We start from the raw sequence: 17,471 nt of genomic DNA, 5'->3' as shown, positions 1-17,471 counted from the left end.
GAGGAGTGGAACATGGCACAGACCAACGACGGTGGCCTGTTGAAAATGCTCGTTTTGCGGCAAGGGGCAGAAGCAGGTGCGGAAGTTGATCGCCGGACCCGGTGTCTACGTCTGTGACGAGTGCATCGACCTGTGCAACGAGATCCTGGAAGAAGAGCTGGCCGAAGCCGGCATTCTCGAACGCGAAGGCATGCCGACGCCCGCCGAAATCTGCGCTCACCTCGACCAATACGTCATCGGACAGCACGATGCCAAGCGGTCGCTCGCTGTCGCCGTCTACAACCACTACAAACGCATCCGTGCCGCAGGCGACAGCAACAACGCGTCCTCCCGCGGCGACACCGTCGAACTCACGAAATCGAACATCCTGATGCTGGGACCGACCGGCTGCGGAAAGACCTACCTCGCACAAACCCTCGCCCGCATGCTCAACGTCCCCTTCACCATCGCCGACGCCACGGCCCTCACCGAAGCCGGCTACGTCGGCGAGGACGTCGAGAACATCCTCCTCAAACTGATCCAGGCCGCGGACTTCGACGTTCATCGAGCCCAGACCGGCATCATCTACATCGACGAGATCGACAAGGTCGCCCGCAAGAGCGAGAACCCCTCGATCACCCGCGACGTATCGCGCGAAGGCGTCCAACAAGCACTCCTGAAGATCCTCGAGGGAACCCAAGCAAGTGTCCCCCCACAAGGCGGCCGCAAACACCCRCACCAAGACTTCATMCAGATCGACACCACCAACATCCTCTTCATCGTCTCCGGTGCCTTCGCAGGCCTCGAAAAGATCGTCGCCAACCGAACCGGACATCAAGGAATAGGATTCGGCGCCGACATACGCTCGAAAGACAACGACACCCGAGACCACCTCGGCGGCGTCATGCCCGAGGACCTCCACAAGTTCGGCCTCATCCCCGAGTTCATCGGCCGTGTACCGATCGTGACAGCAGTCAAACCACTCGACAAGGACTCCCTCGTCAAGATCCTCACCGAGCCGAAGAACGCGCTCGTCAAACAGTACGCCCACCTCTTCGAAATCGACGGCGTCACACTCACCTTCACCCCAGGAGCCCTCGACGCGATCGCCTCCCAAGCCATCGTCCGCGGAACCGGCGCCCGGGGCCTGCGAGCCATCATGGAAGAAGTGCTCCAGCACTTCATGTACGACATACCCAGCTGCGACAACGTCACCGACGTGGTTATCGACAATGACATCGTCGACGCCAACACCAACCCGTCCATCGCCGAACGACGCCGCAACCAAAGACACGTCGAGCACGACACCACCGGCCGCGAAGCCGGGTAATTGAGGCCCGACACGGCTCAGGCAATCCCGAAACCCTGAGGAAGACGATGTCCGACGCCCCACACCGACCACGACCATCCGCAACCAGAACCGCTCTCAAAATCGGCTGGCTTATCTGCGTCGCCGCGATTCTCCTCATTCCCGGATCACTCCCACTCCTCGCCGGAATGCCCGCCGCCACAGCGGGTCTGGTCACCCTCTTCACCACCGCATGCGTCTCGATCGCAGCCTTCCTAGTGAACTTCCGCTAACGCAATTGAGAAGTGCCCAACCGCTCACCCGATTCGGGTGAAGGACACGTTCGATCGCATGGACACCGCGGGAATGGAATGGCGCAAAGTCGACCGCCACCGGATCGTCCACGGCGGCAACGGCGTGACAACGAGGGTCGGCTCACATGTGGTCGGCGAACGTGTCCAGGAAGTTCTGCAGTACGGCCATCCCTGTGCCGAGTATCGCGTAAGTGGTGAGGAAGGCGATCGCCATGGGGCGATTGGGGCGATGGAGAAGCCCGATCACCGTGCCAACCACGACGCCTGCGAGGAGAGGGAATAGTAGGCACACCCAGTACATCGCGCCGGCGGAGGGATGCGGATCGACTTCCCAGAGGTCGCGTAGCGCTCTGATGGCGAGCAGGTTGAGCAGCAGGGCCGCAAGTGACCCCGTCGTGATGCCGAGAAGCATCGATGTCCAGTTTCCTGTCGAACTCTCCCCGTCACGGTGAGACGAGCAGCGACGCCGCCGCACGGGTGCCTACGTTGGCCGACCCGCTCAGTCGGCGGGCGGCCGCGCCCTGCCTCCCGGTGCAATGTCCGACACGACGCCGGATCGTTGAGTTCCATTTGCAGTCGTGGTGACAGATCGATGAGGGGGTAGAGATGCTGGTCGGCGTCATCGCTGCACTGCTGGGAGTTGTCCTGAATACGGTCGGCGCGTTGCTTTCAGCCCGAGACAGCCGCGGTCAGCGTTCGACGGGGCCGTCGCAGCGGGTGCGTCGTTTCCACTCCGCCGGATGGATCGCGAGCATCGTCGGTGCACTCGCCATCGGTGATGCGTTCTGGAACTCGACTCCAGGGGTCAGTATCGGCGTCGCCGTGCTCATCCTGGCCAACGGCCTTCCAAGCCTGGCCGTGACCCTGGTGAACCCCAGGCGTGTAGCCCACTCCTGAACATCTGCTCGCCAGAGACGATCATCGCTATCCCTGCTTCCGTCTCATCGGCTGGCAGTGCGCCACAATGGGTTGCCGTGACGACTGTCGAGGAAGCAACTCCCGATGTGTTCCGGGGTACCGGAACGCATGTGAACTTCGTGCTCCTGCGGGACGGTGACGCACGCACCTTGATCGACGGCGGCTACCCCAGCGATGTCCGCCGCAGTCGAGCGGGCGATCCGTGCGCTCGGCCGACGGCCGGCAGATGTGCAGGGGATGCTGCTCACGCACGCGCATGTCGAAGTTATAGAAACCGCATTGGAAGCAGATTGTCGCGACAGGGGACAAAATACACACCAGTCGGTACTAATCTTTCGTCAGGTACACGCCATCGCCAGCGACTTTCGATATGAACCGGTCAGCACGATCGATTCGAATCAGGTTCTCTTGGAATCAATTTCACCAAGCGCGTACGCGCACAGCGAAACCGTGGATCGGCGAAATCGCACCCACAGCCCGCCTCGAACGCGCGAGGACCCCGCGCCAAGGGGTAGCGCGGGGTCCTCGGATGCGGGACGCAGACCGCAACCTTGCTGACGCTACAGGGCTTTCATGCCTGTCGCAGTGCCACTCTCTCCACGGCCACGTCGAACGTTTGATTCACGTACCGGGGCGAACGTCGGGAACCTGTCGTCGACTGGATGGTCCCGGAACTCGACACGCAGACCCGGCACCACACGGTGTTGGCCACGAACCCAGGCGAACGTCCACTGACCACTGTCGAGCGCAATGATCGTCATCCTGCACGGAGCGGGCTCCCACGCGTGCGGCGACTCTTGAATCGGACGAAGGACCACCACCGTGCCGGTCTTCGATGGGTCCCGGGTGGTGAACGAGTCGGCCACTGGTTGAAGGTTCTCGCCAAGCATCTGGATCACTCCCGCAAATAGACGGTTAGAGCAGGTCCCAGATCGGCGCGTCGATGCGCGGCGGCGCGACGGTACAAATACCCGGTTAGATACCTATGTCCCACGGCTCGGCCCTGGCGAATAGGGTGTGCCCCGTGCTCAGTGAGATCGAGACCGTGACAGTCACCGTGTCCGCGCACAAGCTGGATTCGTACCGCAGCGTCGAACAACGAGCCCGGCAACAGTGGTCACGCCTACTCGCCGAACGCGGCGAATCGTGGCGACACGCCGGCCTCCACCTCATCGACAGCCAACCGGACCCCGATTTGGCCGATCACCTCGAGTACCGATTCGAGGGCGCAACCATAAAGTGCGAGCTGGTCGGCTGAGTCTTCGGCACTGATGCCCTCCAACACCGCACTCAAGATCATGAGGCCGCAAAAGGTCACGAAACCGGAACCGACCCGAAGGTCCGCCCGCCCCCGAGCAGCTCAAGTCTTCGCCGGTAATATCCGGTTTGCCCGCGAGCTTGCTCGCTGGGGCGGTAGCTCAGTCGGTTAGAGCCGTGAACTCATAATTCACTGGTCGCGGGTTCGAGCCCAGCCCGCCCGACCAGCAATTCGAGACCCCTTCGCGAGGAGCGCGACCGACGACGCCACCCGAATGGTTGGGGGCGTTTCGTCGTTCCCGGAACCGCCATGTCGTACGCCGCGCCCAACCCGGACATGGACGACGAACTGTGGGATGTTGCGCTCTGGCAGGCGGAACTCAATCAGTACTTCATCGACGTAGTGACTTCCTCAGCGAACTTCTAAACTCGGCTCTCTAGATCAGGATCGGTGCTACTCATCCCCAAGAGGGAAGTCGAGTGACATGATCTCGTCCCACATATCCCGACCTCCCCGGATGTGAGCATGTATTTGCTCGCGAGCTCAGCGAACTCCTCGTGCGTGTGTCCCGACTGCTCAACAAGCTGAGTACGGCATGGGTGGCCGCGGCGGGAGCCTCGATAAGTCACCACCATGATCAACAAAACGCGCCACGCGGTGACGTTCACGATCGTGGCGCACGAGGACGCCCACGCAGCCGAGCTCGACGAGCATGCCTCAGGGACGTGGGACCGCATGTTCGCGGACAGTGACCGCGCTGGCCGCGTAGGAGTGCCCCGAATCGTCTCGAGCAAGCCACATCCAACCATGACCCGGCACATCATTCACACCTACGAAGGCGTCATGTGGGATTGAAGGCGCCCCACAGTCGAACGTAGGCGCTGGCCGACCATCGTCGGGGGAACCCGCCCCGCCCGAACCAGTGACTACCCGGGCGGGGCCGTGTGCACCGTCTGGGTTGGTGCGAACTGGACAGTACCGGCGAAACCGGCTCGCGGAAAGACCCCAGATTTACGAGGCTCCGGCCTGCATCTCTTGCGAGCCGGGGCTTTTCGTTGTTGCGGCGCCGCGGGAGGAGTCTGAGTCCTGTGCTCGTGACCCCTCCCGCCGGCCGCGCTCCGCACTCTCGATCGGGACGCGGCCGGTCGCCTTGCAGCAATCACATTAGAGGCCGAGGCTGTCATGCTCATACAGTCGTTCATCTTGCGGTCGCGAAAGCGACGTCCAGACCGCACGCTCCCTGCGCCCCATCAGGGCGATTCGAAACCGGAAGAGAGCCAAGGTGACGAGCTTGGCTGGTCGACTGCGCATGATTTTCTCCTACCGGCGAGGCATGTCCGATCCGAATGGACCAAGCCTGGCGCGCCGGCCCTGGCGATGCGACGGGGTTACTACTTTTTCGTGTACCTACGTAGTTTGTGCACGCTGCCGAACCGACCGCGCGCAAATGTCTGATCTGCACAGTTGCATGTCGCGTAATCGCAGGTACTGGCGATTGGTCAAAGCCCAGAAGCGCCGGCCGTTCGCGGCAGTGATGCGCAGCGGGGATGACGTGTCGAAGGCCTGCCCGCTCCACCCGTGCAACCCGGGGAACCTGCAAAAGACACCAGGTGGCGGTCCTGACGGCGGGAGAGGCCGCCTGACAAAGTAGCCTCTCCCGCCCGCCGAGCATCGATGGCGATGCCCGGTTGTTGTGTCGCATGCAAATCCCATGCGGCACAACGCCCGCTGGACACCGCGCTCGTGGCGGCCAGTGGGCGAGCTTATGACTGATCACACAGCACCAGCGGCGGGGCGATCAGTTCGTGGTAGGGCGGTGTGTGGCACTCGCGAAGCGAGTGGCGCCGCCCGCGTGACTCCTCATAGGGGATGGGGCCACGGATTGCCGCCCGGGGGGGGAGGGCGACGAGTAGAGACTAGGCGAGGCACGCGTCGAAAGCCACGCCCGCCGTGACTATCTGCCAGAGGTAGACGCTGGTCAGAAGGAATTTCAAACAAACGATCAATCACTCAGGCGGCACTGGATGTAACTCCAGCCCGAAAGACGCAGGACAGTCAAGCATTGATATTGGTTCCATTGTAATGAATTTCAAAAACAGGTGATCTCACCATGCAGGAGCGGCACCGCACTCCTGTCGCCCTTACGTGCGGTGCCGCCCGTTACCCACAACCCCACCGCGTGTGACATCCGTTTGGCGTTGCCGCGGGCTGCCGCCCGTTCTGAAGGCATCGACATCTGACCAGGCGACGGAAACGACGCTACTCGAGACCACGGTGGCGTCAACGATCGCAAACGGGACAGCAACGCCGAACGCACCGGCAAGCATCCCGAGCGATCGGTGCGGTCTGCCGACGGGCCCTCTCGGCCAACAGACCCCTCGAGACCAATGACGGGAGGATCGGTGACGGCCGACCAGAGAAGGAAAGCCGTAGCGGCGATCCCGGCCGCCACCCATGCACCTATCCCATCGAATCCGCCGACTACTCCTGGGGCGCCGAGCAGGCTCGCCAGGAACACGCCGCCGGCAATGATCGATCCGGTGCCGTTCGATACACGCGCACGTTGGTACTTCATAACTGTCGGGGCCTTCTTTGTGAAACGCGCGAGGACCCCGCACCAAGGGGTAGCGCGGGGTCCTCACAGTCGCTGCGACACAGCCCCTAGACCGTATCGACCTGGACGGGTGTATCTCAAAACGCCGATCGCCCCGGGGAACAGCCGGGGCGATCGGGGCGGGGAGAGGTCGTCGTGGTGTTCACCTCGACCGGGTCGATCAACCAGGCAGCCAAGTTCGTTGGCGTGTCGCTTCGGTCGCGAAGCGGATCCTGGCGGCCGAAGGGCTCGTCGAGCAGGCCACGGCGCCAGTGCGGAAGGCGGCCGCCAAAATCCGGTCCAAACTGGTCGTCGACCACGCCCTGCGCGAGGTAGTGCAGGACGGTCTGTCACAGCGGCTCTCGTCCGAGCAGATCTCGCACCGCCTCGTGAAGGATTTCCCGGACGACGAAAGCATGCGGGTGAGCCACGAAGCGATCTACCAGGCACTCCGTTTCCAGGCCCGAGGCGGCCTGAGAAAGTAAGTGCAGYAAGCTCTCCGGACGGGACGGGCACGGCGGAAGCCGCGCCCCGGACCGGCGCACCCACCGGTTCGTCGACCCGATGATCATGATCAGTGACCGGCCCGCCGAGGCCGACGACCGGACCGTGCCCGGCCACTGGGAAGGGGACCTGTTCATGGGCGATGGCAACAAGTCCGCGATCGCCACTCTCGTCGAACGCGCCACCCCCTACACGATGCTGGTGCACCTGCCCGACAGCCACGACACCGAAACCGTCCGCGACGGTTTGATCGCCACGATCTCGACCCTGCCGGAGCACCTACGCGGATCGATGACCTGGGATCAGGGTTGCGAGATGGCCCCGCCACAAGCAGTTCTACCTGGCCACCGACATGGCCGTCTACTTCTGCAACCCGGCCAGCCCCTGGCAACGCGGCACCAACGAGAACACCAGCGGGCTGCCGCGGCAGTACTTCCCCGAGGGCACCGACCTGAGCGCGTTCGGACCCGCAGACCTCGAACACGTCGCCCAGTAACTTGGGCGGCCGCCCACGCAGACGCTCGACCGGGGAACCCCGACCGAACGTCTGCGTGATCTACTGACCGCCTATACCAAGCAGTGTTGCAACGCGCCATTGGCGGGGCCTTCACTGTTGGATTGTTCAGCACCAGACGGCGACACCACCACGGCCAGAGCAAGTACCCCTGCGGTTCAGGCTGTGGCTGAAGGGTGCCGTTCTTGCACTTGGCTAATGCTCCGGACGAGTCCGATCCGGGCGCGGGCACACAGTTGCCAGCGGAGTTCTCGCAGTAGCCATCACCCCAACCCCAACGGCCGCCGCCAATTCCGCCGCCTGTGGCAGAAGGGGCTGGTGCAGGCACCAGAGCGGGCACCGCCGCGGGGGCTGGAGCTGGCGCCACAGCAGCAGATGCCCGCGGCGGGGCAACAAGAGACGCGACCGCAACCTCAGTTGACGGAACCAATGCGGGCGCAGGCACGACGCTGGTCGTCGTCGGGTGCGCCTCCGTCGTGACGGCCGTAGTCGTTGGTCGGTGATGGTGTCGATCAGGGCCGACATGGCCGCGAGGTACTGGCGCAGCGAAGTCGTGTGCTGCCTGCCAGGCGGCGAGTTGTCGGTCGGGGACTTCGACGCGCACGTTCTCGGCGTGTCGGCCTGTGATGAGCTGTTCGGCAGATTCTCTCCGGCGGGCTTGCTTCCGTAGTTCACCGGAGCAGTACTCGATATGTCCCCTGCGCCGTCGGAGTGCTCCGTATTGGCGTAGGCCGGAAAGTCACCGTCAGCGTAGATGACTCAGTCATCTACGCCCTGGCCGTCCAGCGCGCAGATCCCCCCGGGCTGCAACGAGAAGGAACACTTCCAGAAGGACGGGGACACCGCGGCCGGGAAGTACACCGCCTCAGCCCCCAAGACCCAGGCCGCCTACGCCGAGCTCCGCGCTGTAATCCATTTTGCGACCACGACGGGGCACCCGGAACCTACTGGCGCTCATGCTCGAGTTGGGTGGCAAGTCGGATGATCTCGCCGGCAGCTGCAACATTCGCAGCGGTGTCGCTCGTATCTGCGATTCGTTGCGCGAGTCGGCGAATACGCGCTGCATCACTCGCTGTCGCGGATTCTGCGGTGAGGCTGCCGTGGTGTTGCACGGTGAGTCCTTCTTCGATGGGGTGTCGCCCGCCACAATAGAGATTCGGTCATATTAGGTAAACCCCCCAACGGAATTTCGCCTCGATCTCCATCATTTGTCCCTGCCGTTCAACGGCACGACATCGTGGAGCCACATGGACCACGGATGTTTTGGATGCATGCGGGCTGCGGCCTCATCCGACATCGACCGGTTCACCATCGGCGATGATGCGGTGAGCGCGCGCTCGGTGGTCATCGCTGCCGCCGTTTTGGTGAACCTGGCAGTGCTCTTCACGGCTGGCCCGGTAACAGGAACGGCCTGACTCCCCCGCCCTCGCAGACAATCACAGTAGCGTGGCGGCGCCGCACTCGCCGTGGCATCGATCAGCGCGTGCGAGACACGGCGGCGCCATGATGCGACCCAGAATCGCGCAAACATACCGGATATGTGGTGTGTGGAGACTCGATTGGGCTGACCGTACTGTTGTCGAGAGAAGTCCAACCAACCAGGAGGAATACACGTGGCGCAGAAGATCGTAGTCGAACTGATCGATGATCTCGACGGGGATCCAATCGATATCGGCGGCGAGACGATCAGCTTCGCGGTCAACGGTGTCGAGTACAACATCGACTTGAACGACAAGAACGCCACCGAGTTCCATCGCAAGCTGGACTACTACATCAAGTACGCCACCCGAGTTGGCGGGCGCAAGACAACCCGGCCTGCCAAGCAGACCTCGAACGGCACCAGCGCACAAGAGATCCGAGAGTGGGCCAACGCGAACGGGTACAACGTCTCGGCTCGAGGTCGGATCTCCGCGGACATCGTCGAGGCATACGCAGCAGGGAACTGATCTTCGTAGTGGCCGGAACCTGGTCCTCGCAGATCTTCGGCCCAGGCCGTTGCTGGCCGTCTCTTCGATCGATGGGATGGCTTGTGTCTGCACCACAGCATCTCGCCTCAGCGGTGGCCCGGTGTGGCGTTCAACAGCATTCTTCTCCGATTCGGTCGGACCTATCGACCAGCTTGAATCCGGATCTATGCAGTTAGCAGTGGCATGGGTACCGGCTGAATGACGCCCGCCGCGCTTGGCGGGTGCGGGCGCACCGCACCCTCCCGCGGTGGTTGTCGGGGTTCCGGAAGCCGAACGCGATCCGGCCGACGTGTTTGACGATCCGGTTGCAACCTTCGATGCGGGCGTTCGACAGGCCGGTCGTGATGGCCAAGATCATCGGTTCCCGTCACTGTGAGATCGTCGCCGCGCGCGGATCTCCGGCCCCGAGCAGTCCGTGCAGAACGTGTAGAAGCGGTGCAACACAACCCCGGATCTCGTATCCGAGTCCGCCGTTGTCTTTGCACGCCAACACGTCCCGCAGAAGGTCCTTCGCGATCAAGGCCGCGGCGATGTCCCCGTTCGGATCCGCGGCAGTCAGCTTCTCAAACAACGTCGCCCGCTGCTCGCCAGTCAACCGATCCGATCCGCGGAGTAGTCGACGCCGGTTGATCCACTCGACATCTGACTTGCGACCCCGCCGGCCCCGCTCGGCTTGGGTGTTGGGTATCGGCGCGGCGGCGGTAGCAGGCGTCGCCATGTTCCATCTGGTTGACTCGCGCGCTGCTCGTACGCTTCCCTATGCCGCTACGTGATTACCCAATACAGTTTCCATACTGCAGTTTTCACAACTGCGCTGTGGGCGGCAGTCGCAATCTGATCGGCGCCGACCCGCCAGGACAGCTACAAAGAGTTTCAGGCTGTTCGCCAGTGCTCCCTTGGCTGCCGCAGCGTAGGCCTTCCGGACGCTACAGCCCGAGTGACTCACCTTCATGTCCAGGTAGATGCCGGTGAGACCCAGCAGTGGGCTGCCTGACCTCGACATGAATCCCAGCAGGCGGGAATAGATTCTCTACATATGGACACCGTGGGAGTGGTGCGGCAGGGTTGGCATCAGGAAGGGGATGCTCATGACTCGATATACACACGGCCATCATGAATCGGTCCTACGCTCACACAGCTGGCGGACTGCGGACAATTCAGCCGCCTACCTACTGCCACATTTGGACTCGAGTGCTTCGATGCTCGACATCGGTGCCGGGCCGGGAACGATCACCATGGACTTTGCAGAGATCGCGGCACGGGTCACGGCGACCGAGATCGGCGAGGAAGAACTGGCTCTTTCGAGGAATCTGGCCGCTCAGCGGGGAGTCACCAATATCGAGTTCGCTGTCGAGGACGTCCACTCTCTGACATTTCCGGACGCGTCGTTCGACATCGTGCATGCCCACCAGGTGCTGCAGCATGTGGCCGACCCAGTCGCGGCGCTGCGTGAGATGGGGCGGGTCGCCCGTCTGGGAGGACTCGTCGCGGCACGGGACAGTGACTATGCGGGCTTCGTGTGGTGGCCGCTGCTTCCCGCGCTAGACGAGTGGCTGCATCTGTATCGCACCGCGGCGCGCGCGAATGGCGGCGAACCCGATGCCGGTCGCCGACTGTTTTCCTGGGCCCGGTCAGCGGGCTTCAGTGAGATCACCGCCACCTCGTCCACGTGGTGTTTCTCCGCTCCGGAGGATCGGCTGTGGTGGGGCGGGATGTGGGCTGAGCGTGTCACCGAATCGGCGCTGGCGCGTCAACTGGTCGACAGTCACCTCGCCACAACCGCAGACCTGGAGCGCATCGGTAGGGCATGGAAGACCTGGGCCAACGCGGAGGACGGCTGGTTCTCTTTGGTGCACGGGGAGATTCTCGCCCGGACCGGCACCAAATAACTCCAAGCAGTGCCTGCCTGAAATCGTCGACGCCGACGGGGGTGAGCATGCTGACGGCCACGTCGTCGCCGGCCACTTCACACCCGGGCACCGTTGAGGGCGGCGGTCATCAACCCGCCGGAAATTCGTGGAACATTCTCGCACGCAAGGCTGTCGAAAACGGAGCGGTAGCAACCGATGTCCGCGAGCCCTCGCCGGACCCCAGATTCGGCGGTAGCGTGGAGTCAGAGACCCGTCATCGACAACCACGTCAGTGGTCCACCGTCGCAATCCGTCCGGTGACGGGCCTCGCCCGCTTCCACGCTTGAAAGTGCAATTCGCTTGTACTGTAACGTGATCAGTATCTGCCGATGTTGTTGTGGCCCGTGGGTTGGTGCGCGACGTCCGTTTTCGGTGCCGCAGTCTTCACCGGGTGACGAGACGGCTTCGCAGAGCACTGATTCCCGCAACCCTGACGGACTTGACACTGACCTTGCGAGCTCCCACCGCCTCCGCCCAACCCCCGGGGGTGGACGCCACTCCCGACCGTGTACGCCCTCGGCAGGGGCCACTCGGACCCGTGAAGCCGGTCAAATCACCGGAAGCCTGCAGACGCCGCACGCTCGACCGGGAATCACGCGGGTCACGCTGTCCTGGACACCGTTCTTCACCAACCCCTTCTCGATCAGGACCTACATGGACTGTTGGAACACCGGCACCCGCAAGGGCGGCACGATGGCCGCAAACCTGACCAACGAATCCAGCGAACTCGGTACACCCGGCGGACACTGGACCGAGCAGATCGCCATCCAGATCGGCTCCGGCGGCGCCGGCCTGACCGCGACCACCGAGGCACTCAGTATCTTCAGCATCAACCCGAATCTGAGAAGAACCCGGTTCGTAGCGCCCTGACACTGCCCGCAACCGCCTACCGCATTGTCCGCGTGAGGCGCACCGTGGTGACCGCGATTGAAACCGCCCAGGCTCCCCCAGCATCCGCCGAACACCGCCAGACCATACGTACACTGCTCGCCGTCGTCCTAGCCACCTGCGAAGTCGCACCCGCCACCGCATGAGGCGTTCCACGGGAAACAACTCGGCCAGGGGCCGTACCCGGGACCCTCTGAGACGCGGAAGTACCCAGGGCCCGAGGTAGTCCGCCAGCGCAACTTCGACGAACGGATCCGCTGGGCGACCACGATGAGACCGGCAGAAGCCCTTCTCAGAACTCCTGCAAGTTGCCCTTGGGGCGCCCTGGAGGGCGAGGAACACCTCATCCCCGAGGCCAGCGTGGGACGACGTTACGAGCAGGGTCCGGGGGTACGCATGTGCGCCACTCCATGCCGACGACCGACTGCTCGTGCTGTGCGCGAGTAGAGAGCGAGTATGCGATGCTCGAGGGCAAGCCTGTCGACGACTTCGTCATCATCGGCAGCGACACCATGGAATTCGCGCGCAGCGGCAGGTCGACCTGCGCGAGACCGCGACGACACGGATGGCGGTCGCTCGCATGCTCTATGCAACAGGTTCGACCAGCGTTGTCGCTTGCCCCCCGCACCCCCACATTGAGACAGCGTGGTGGACGCCGGCGAGCATGGCCGTCGGCGCGGCTATCGTCGGCGATCGCGATCAAGCGGCGACGGCGGTTCGAGGCAGCCGGGGACTCGGGGTGGTCCGCGCCTACGCAGTGCCTTGTTGGGCGCGGTGTCGGCACATTCGGTGACGGGGGCGGGGGTCGTACGGATCCGAGCTTCCCACGTCCGAGCCGAGACTCTCCATTGACCCGGTTGACTTGACCTGCTTGACCTGGGATTGTGAGGTTATGGGCATGCCGATGGAAAAGCTGATCGACGACATCGTCGATGCCAGCGGGCTGGACGCCAACACAGTCGGCGACACAGACCGCGACTTCGTCGAGGCCGGACTCAAGGACCTCGTCGCCAGCCTGCGGGCACGCCGCGCCTGGGAAGACCACATCGGCGCGATCCTCACCCACTCTCAGACCCTCGAACTCACCGGCTGGACGAAGCAAGCACTCAGCCAGGCCGTACGCGACAACCGCGCACTCCGCCTCCGCGGTAGTAACGGCGGACACGGATACGCTGCAGCGGTCTTCAACGAGGACCGGCCGGCACGGCCGATCCTCGGCATCAAGGACGTGCTGCGGGTCTGGGCTGCCGCGGACCCACGTGGATGGATGGCCGCGTCCTGGCTCGGCACCAGTCAGCCTGAACTAGGCGGCCGCACACCCCGCGAGGCCCTCCTCGACGGCGACGTGCCCGCAGTCATCGAACTGGCCCACCAAGCCACCGAGCGGCTCGCTGCGTGAGCGCTCCACGCAACCGCCTCCACCTCACCGAACCGCCCACCCCGAACCTGCTGACAGGGAACTTCCCTTCCTACACTTACGCGGCCGGCTCCCAGCTGCATCGCGTGCACGGCAAGTCGTTCGCCCCGTGGTGGTTCGGAAGCAACGGCCGTGGACGCTTCGACCTCGCCGAGCCCGCGGGCACCTGCTACACCGCCGAGGCGGAGGTCGTTGCGCTCCTGGAAACCTGGGGCGGCATGCAGGTCGTACCGAGCTACGACGTCGACGACCGGGCCATCTCGACAATCCGTGTCGATACTGACCGGACCGTGGCCGACCTGACCAGCAACCTCAGCGCCCAATTCGGTATTACCGCAGAGATATTCACGACCGGGAACTACCAACTGGAACAACGCTGGGCGGCTGCTCTACATGCAGCCGGCTACCACGGACTACGGTACTGGGCCCGTCACGACCTCGCCCATGTCCACGCCTGCGTCGCCGTGTTCGACACTGCCGGAGACCTCACCGGCTCCCCCGCCTATGGAGTAACGAACACCACCGACCTGAATGGCCGCACCGACCTCATCGGCATGCTGCGCACCGAAACCGGCATCGTCGTGCTACCCGTCCCGCCACTGTGACAGGCCATGATCCGAAAGGCTGATGTCTTTATGAGCCGCCCGATGGTGCTGGCTCGGCGGTCCTGCTGACTTCTGGACATGGACCTCGTCGCTACTCCACGGGATCCGGGTTGATGCCGGTGAGCAGCAGATGCCCAGCGTCGACGGGGATGGTGACGCCTGTGACAGAGGCCGCCAGGTGCGAGTTCAAGTACAGTGCCGTGTCGGCAATGACCTCCGGCGGCATGAATGTTGTGCCTTTCAGCGCGTGGAAGTGATATCCGCCCGCGATCATGTCGGCCTCGGTGCCGCCCTCGCGGCCGGCGAACATGTCCCACGCGCCCTGGTGGTCGGTCATCGGAGTCTTGATCGCTCCCGGATTGATCGAATTACAGCGAATCCCGAACGGAGCCAGCTCGAGCGCGATGTTCTTCATCAAGCCGACGACGCCGTGCTTGGCTGCGACGTAGTGGGAATAGTTCCTTCCCGGTTCGAGTCCGTTGACCGACGACGTGATGACGATCGAGCCGCTCTTCCGTTCGATCATGTGAGGAGCAACGGCCTTCGCGGACTTCCAGACCCTGTGAGATTGACGCCGATCATCTCCTCCCACGCGTCCTCGTCTAGCTCCCAGAACGGCGCCTGGGTGCAGATACCGGCGTTAGCGATCAGGATGTCGATCTGGTCCAGCTCGGAGAGCGTCTGCGCGACAGCGTCGTCGAGTGAGGCCTGGTCTCGGACGTCGACCTCGAAGGACAACGCCCGCCGGCCCAACGCCTCCACCTGGGCAACGGTCTCCGCCATGTCGGTGACGTCGGCCATCTTGTAGGGAACCGAATCCATCTGCTCTGCAATGTCGACAATGACGACGTCCGCGCCCTCCCGGGCCGAGGTCACCGCGTGGGCACGACCCTGTCCACGCGCACCCCCGGTGATGAAGGCGACCTTTCCGTCCAGCAAACCCATGACTGCTACCTCCTTCGTGTCGAATATGACGTCATGGCGCTCGTTCTGTTGTGTCGTGACAGCCGTCGGTCAGAGTTGGCCGCCCGCGTCGACGGTATGTGTGGTTCCGGTGACGTACCGTCCGCTCTTGCCAACGAGGTAGAGCACCGCGTCGGAGATGTCCGACGACTCGAGGGCGGGAACGGGTAGGACGTTGAGCGTCATCGCGGCCTCCTCGAAGTCCGCGCGGGTGGGCTTGGCGAGGTCGGGCCGGAAGAGCTCGTAGGTGGCCTCGTTCAGGATCATGTCGGTGGCGACCGTGGTGGGGTGGATGGTGTTCACCCGGATCTTCTGCGGCCCGAGTTCGTGGGCGAGAACCCTCATGAATCCGACCAAGCCCGCTTTCGCGGCGGAGTAGTGAGCGGTATTCGCGTTGGCTTTGAGCGCCGCGAGCGAGCTGGTGATGACGACGGATCCGCCGCGACCGCCCGCGACGATATGAGGGACCGCAGCGACACAGGTTTTCCACACGCCGGTGAGGTTGATGTCGATCATCGTCGACCAGGTGTCCTCAGACATCTCGAGCGTCGGCGCGGGAACCGAGATCCCGGCGTTGGCGAGAACGATGTCGAGTCGGCCGAGTTCGTCGACCCCCGCGTCGACTGCCTCCTTCAGGCCACCGAGGTCTCGGACGTCGACCTCGCGCGCGACAATGCGCCGACCCAGCGCCTTGACCTGGCGTTCGGTTTCGGCGAGGTCGTCCGGGGTGGCCGTCGGATACGGCACGGTATCGACCTGGCGGCATACGTCGATCGCGATGATGTCGGCACCCTCCTGCGCTAGCCGTACCGCGTGGCTGCGTCCCTGACCTCGCGCGGCGCCCGTGACGAATGCGACCTGACCATCGAGTTGTCCCATGACAGTTGACCTTTCGGCACATGCAGCGCCGACCTTCAGCGGCGCTGCGTCGTATCTCGGAGGTTATGACAGGCACTGACGAAAGTGTGTCGTTTCGTGAAGTTGGAATGGATCGACATTCACTCGTTGCCGGGTGCCGGAAGTGATTCGCCACCAGACCTGGGAGTATCGACACGTGACCAGTACGAGTGGCCGCATCGACCGCGGGGGCAGGCCGGCGGCGACGACTGCCCATGACCTTGCCGCCGTCGCACAGCGAATGTTCGTCGAGCATGGCTTCGACCAGACCAGCATCGAGGACATCGCGCGGGCGGCGGGAATCAGCAGTCGTACCTTCTTCCGGTACTTCCCGACCAAGGCGGATGTCCTGTGGGTCGAGTCGGACGCCGAGATCGGCCGTCTCAGAGATGTGCTCGCTGCCGGCTTGCCAACCGAGCGGTACGAGGACGTTGTCGTGAGTGCCGTGGTTGCGGCGCTGTGTCTTCCCCACGATCAGATCGAATGGGCCCGGCACCGGGCGCAACTGGTGCTGACGGAGCCTGCAGTGCAGGCGCAGGCATCGCAGCGGCATGCTCGGTGGCGGGCCGCCGCAGCCGAATTCGTGAGCACGCGAACAGGTCACCCCGTCGACGGGTTCTTCCCGACAGCAGTCGGCCACGCAGTGCTCGCCGCAACCCTCGCGGGACATGAGTACTGGGTGTCGCATCCCGACACCGACCTCGCCGAGCACCTTCAGTGTGCACTCCTGCTGATACTTCCGCCTGAGCCATCGGGGACCGATGGGCCGGCATCCGCAGGGGACGCTACTTCGGCCGCCCAAAGGCGTGTCTGACACGCAATGATCGAATTGACACAATCTAGTTGATCACCCCGGTTGCGTCCACGACAGCGAGCACCCCCTCACGCACCGTCCTCTCTTGATGTCCTGGTGGTACGGGCAGGTGAGCATCCGGGTGTCGTACGACTCGATCCGGATCGGAGCGACCTCGCTGCTGGTCAGCCGTCATAGTGCGTCGACCTCCGGGGCAACGTGGCGGTGGCCCGGACCAGTGGCGGGAACACGCCCGGCTTCGTCGGTGCGGTCGGTCAAGTGCGGTCAGGTTCGGGTCAAGATCTGGAGCGCAGCGAGGGTCCAAAACGAGCCAACCGAGGCCATGGGGCTGTTCTGGATCCTCCGGTGCACAACCACCGCTCGCTCTCCACTTGCCCAGGTGACCGGTGTTGACGACGGTCCAAAAGTAGGCCGATAGCGGCGGTCGAAAACCAGGCCACCGGTGGTGGTTATTGTGCCGCGTTCTCGGCGCGGGCGGACGGTAACGTGTCGACTCCGGTGTCCTTGAGTCGGTAACTCGAGCCCTTGAGGGTGAGGACTTCGGCGTGGTGGACGATGCGGTCGATCATGGCCGCGGCGACGACCTGGTCGCCGAACACGTCGCCCCAGCGGGCGAACGGCAGGTTCGAACGGCAGGTTCGA

At 63.7% G+C, this 17,471-nt stretch carries 13 protein-coding genes, 1 tRNA gene and 4 pseudogenes; 12 read left to right on the top strand and 6 right to left on the bottom strand.

Translation table 11 applies throughout. The features are described from left to right. Positions 1 to 12 precede the first annotated feature (12 nt). Positions 13 to 1,309, top strand: a pseudogene (gene clpX, locus AB4Z09_RS24410) (ATP-dependent Clp protease ATP-binding subunit ClpX). A gap of 393 nt (positions 1,310 to 1,702) precedes the next feature. Here the strand turns inward: clpX and AB4Z09_RS24405 are convergent. Further along, complete coding sequence (locus tag AB4Z09_RS24405) at positions 1,703 to 1,993, bottom strand: hypothetical protein (RefSeq protein WP_442240860.1); 291 nt, start codon at positions 1,991 to 1,993, stop codon at positions 1,703 to 1,705. Positions 1,994 to 2,187: 194 nt separating this feature from the next. Between AB4Z09_RS24405 and AB4Z09_RS24400 the strand changes: the two genes are divergently transcribed. The 5 genes and pseudogenes from AB4Z09_RS24400 to AB4Z09_RS24380 all read left to right on the top strand — a co-directional run. Then, entirely contained in the window at positions 2,188 to 2,478 is a 291-nt protein-coding gene (locus AB4Z09_RS24400; protein ID WP_442240859.1) for a hypothetical protein, read from the top strand. 1,045 nt (positions 2,479 to 3,523) lie between these two features. Further along, complete coding sequence (locus AB4Z09_RS24395; protein ID WP_442240858.1) at positions 3,524 to 3,757, top strand: hypothetical protein; 234 nt, start codon at positions 3,524 to 3,526, stop codon at positions 3,755 to 3,757. Positions 3,758 to 3,906: 149 nt separating this feature from the next. Next, positions 3,907 to 3,983 (top strand) — tRNA-Ile (locus AB4Z09_RS24390). 407 nt (positions 3,984 to 4,390) lie between these two features. Continuing rightward, the gene (locus AB4Z09_RS24385; protein ID WP_442240857.1) at positions 4,391 to 4,612 is read left to right on the top strand and encodes a hypothetical protein; all 222 of its coding nucleotides are present in this window, start codon (positions 4,391 to 4,393) and stop codon (positions 4,610 to 4,612) included. Positions 4,613 to 6,544: 1,932 nt separating this feature from the next. After that, a pseudogene (locus AB4Z09_RS24380) lies at positions 6,545 to 7,419 on the top strand (IS30 family transposase); the annotation flags it as partial. Between the two features lie 1,153 nt (positions 7,420 to 8,572). Here the strand turns inward: AB4Z09_RS24380 and AB4Z09_RS24375 are convergent. After that, positions 8,573 to 8,755 carry a hypothetical protein gene (locus AB4Z09_RS24375; protein WP_442240856.1) on the bottom strand — a complete coding sequence of 61 codons (183 nt, stop codon included), beginning with the start codon at positions 8,753 to 8,755 and terminating at the stop codon, positions 8,573 to 8,575. Positions 8,756 to 8,981: 226 nt separating this feature from the next. On the opposite strand from AB4Z09_RS24375, the gene AB4Z09_RS24370 reads away from it, so the two are divergent. Then, positions 8,982 to 9,314 (top strand): histone-like nucleoid-structuring protein Lsr2, encoded by a 333-nt coding sequence (locus AB4Z09_RS24370; RefSeq protein WP_442240855.1) that lies wholly within the window; start codon positions 8,982 to 8,984, stop codon positions 9,312 to 9,314. Positions 9,315 to 9,507: 193 nt separating this feature from the next. Here the strand turns inward: AB4Z09_RS24370 and AB4Z09_RS24365 are convergent. Beyond that, positions 9,508 to 10,014 (bottom strand): annotated as a pseudogene (locus tag AB4Z09_RS24365) (transposase); the annotation flags it as partial. Positions 10,015 to 10,417: 403 nt separating this feature from the next. Here AB4Z09_RS24365 and AB4Z09_RS24360 point away from each other — a divergent pair. The 4 genes from AB4Z09_RS24360 to AB4Z09_RS24345 all read left to right on the top strand — a co-directional run bounded on the left by AB4Z09_RS24360 (position 10,418) and on the right by AB4Z09_RS24345 (position 14,155). Then, positions 10,418 to 11,224: a class I SAM-dependent methyltransferase gene (locus tag AB4Z09_RS24360; protein WP_442240854.1), complete on the top strand. Its 807-nt coding sequence runs from the start codon at positions 10,418 to 10,420 to the stop codon at positions 11,222 to 11,224. Positions 11,225 to 11,899: 675 nt separating this feature from the next. Further along, the gene (locus tag AB4Z09_RS24355) at positions 11,900 to 12,115 is read left to right on the top strand and encodes a hypothetical protein (protein ID WP_442240853.1); all 216 of its coding nucleotides are present in this window, start codon (positions 11,900 to 11,902) and stop codon (positions 12,113 to 12,115) included. Between the two features lie 916 nt (positions 12,116 to 13,031). Next, positions 13,032 to 13,532: a hypothetical protein gene (locus AB4Z09_RS24350; protein WP_442240852.1), complete on the top strand. Its 501-nt coding sequence runs from the start codon at positions 13,032 to 13,034 to the stop codon at positions 13,530 to 13,532. Next, a complete protein-coding gene (locus AB4Z09_RS24345; RefSeq protein ID WP_442240851.1) occupies positions 13,529 to 14,155 on the top strand; it encodes an RES family NAD+ phosphorylase in 627 nt (208 codons plus the stop codon). Before AB4Z09_RS24350 ends, AB4Z09_RS24345 begins: the two co-directional genes overlap by 4 nt. 91 nt (positions 14,156 to 14,246) lie before the next feature. On the opposite strand, the pseudogene AB4Z09_RS24340 reads toward AB4Z09_RS24345, so the two are convergent. Both AB4Z09_RS24340 and AB4Z09_RS24335 read right to left on the bottom strand, forming a co-directional pair. Further along, a pseudogene (locus AB4Z09_RS24340) lies at positions 14,247 to 15,031 on the bottom strand (mycofactocin-coupled SDR family oxidoreductase). Between the two features lie 138 nt (positions 15,032 to 15,169). After that, the gene (locus tag AB4Z09_RS24335; RefSeq protein ID WP_442240850.1) at positions 15,170 to 15,997 is read right to left on the bottom strand and encodes a mycofactocin-coupled SDR family oxidoreductase; all 828 of its coding nucleotides are present in this window, start codon (positions 15,995 to 15,997) and stop codon (positions 15,170 to 15,172) included. Positions 15,998 to 16,172: 175 nt separating this feature from the next. Between AB4Z09_RS24335 and AB4Z09_RS24330 the strand changes: the two genes are divergently transcribed. Beyond that, a complete protein-coding gene (locus AB4Z09_RS24330; protein ID WP_442240849.1) occupies positions 16,173 to 16,829 on the top strand; it encodes an acyl-CoA-like ligand-binding transcription factor in 657 nt (218 codons plus the stop codon). Between the two features lie 449 nt (positions 16,830 to 17,278). Here the strand turns inward: AB4Z09_RS24330 and AB4Z09_RS24325 are convergent. Then, on the bottom strand, positions 17,279 to 17,471 hold a 193-nt coding region (locus AB4Z09_RS24325), incomplete at its 5' end, for an ATP-binding protein (RefSeq protein WP_442240848.1).

The organism is Rhodococcus sp. TAF43, assembly GCF_052113525.1.
Classification (GTDB): Bacteria; Actinomycetota; Actinomycetes; order Mycobacteriales; family Mycobacteriaceae; genus Prescottella.
The sequence above is the reverse complement of the archived record's forward strand: the minus strand, read 5'-3'. Positions and strand labels throughout refer to the sequence as shown.

Coding starts and splice junctions, on each gene's coding strand:
- AB4Z09_RS24400 (WP_442240859.1), top strand. CDS start 2,188: ATGCTGGTCGGCGTCATCGCTGCACTGCTGGGAGTTGTCCTGAATACG.
- AB4Z09_RS24350 (WP_442240852.1), top strand. CDS start 13,032: ATGCCGATGGAAAAGCTGATCGACGACATCGTCGATGCCAGCGGGCTG.
- AB4Z09_RS24335 (WP_442240850.1), bottom strand. CDS start 15,997: ATGGGACAACTCGATGGTCAGGTCGCATTCGTCACGGGCGCCGCGCGA.
- AB4Z09_RS24360 (WP_442240854.1), top strand. CDS start 10,418: ATGCTCATGACTCGATATACACACGGCCATCATGAATCGGTCCTACGC.
- AB4Z09_RS24405 (WP_442240860.1), bottom strand. CDS start 1,993: ATGCTTCTCGGCATCACGACGGGGTCACTTGCGGCCCTGCTGCTCAAC.
- AB4Z09_RS24355 (WP_442240853.1), top strand. CDS start 11,900: ATGGACTGTTGGAACACCGGCACCCGCAAGGGCGGCACGATGGCCGCA.
- AB4Z09_RS24385 (WP_442240857.1), top strand. CDS start 4,391: ATGATCAACAAAACGCGCCACGCGGTGACGTTCACGATCGTGGCGCAC.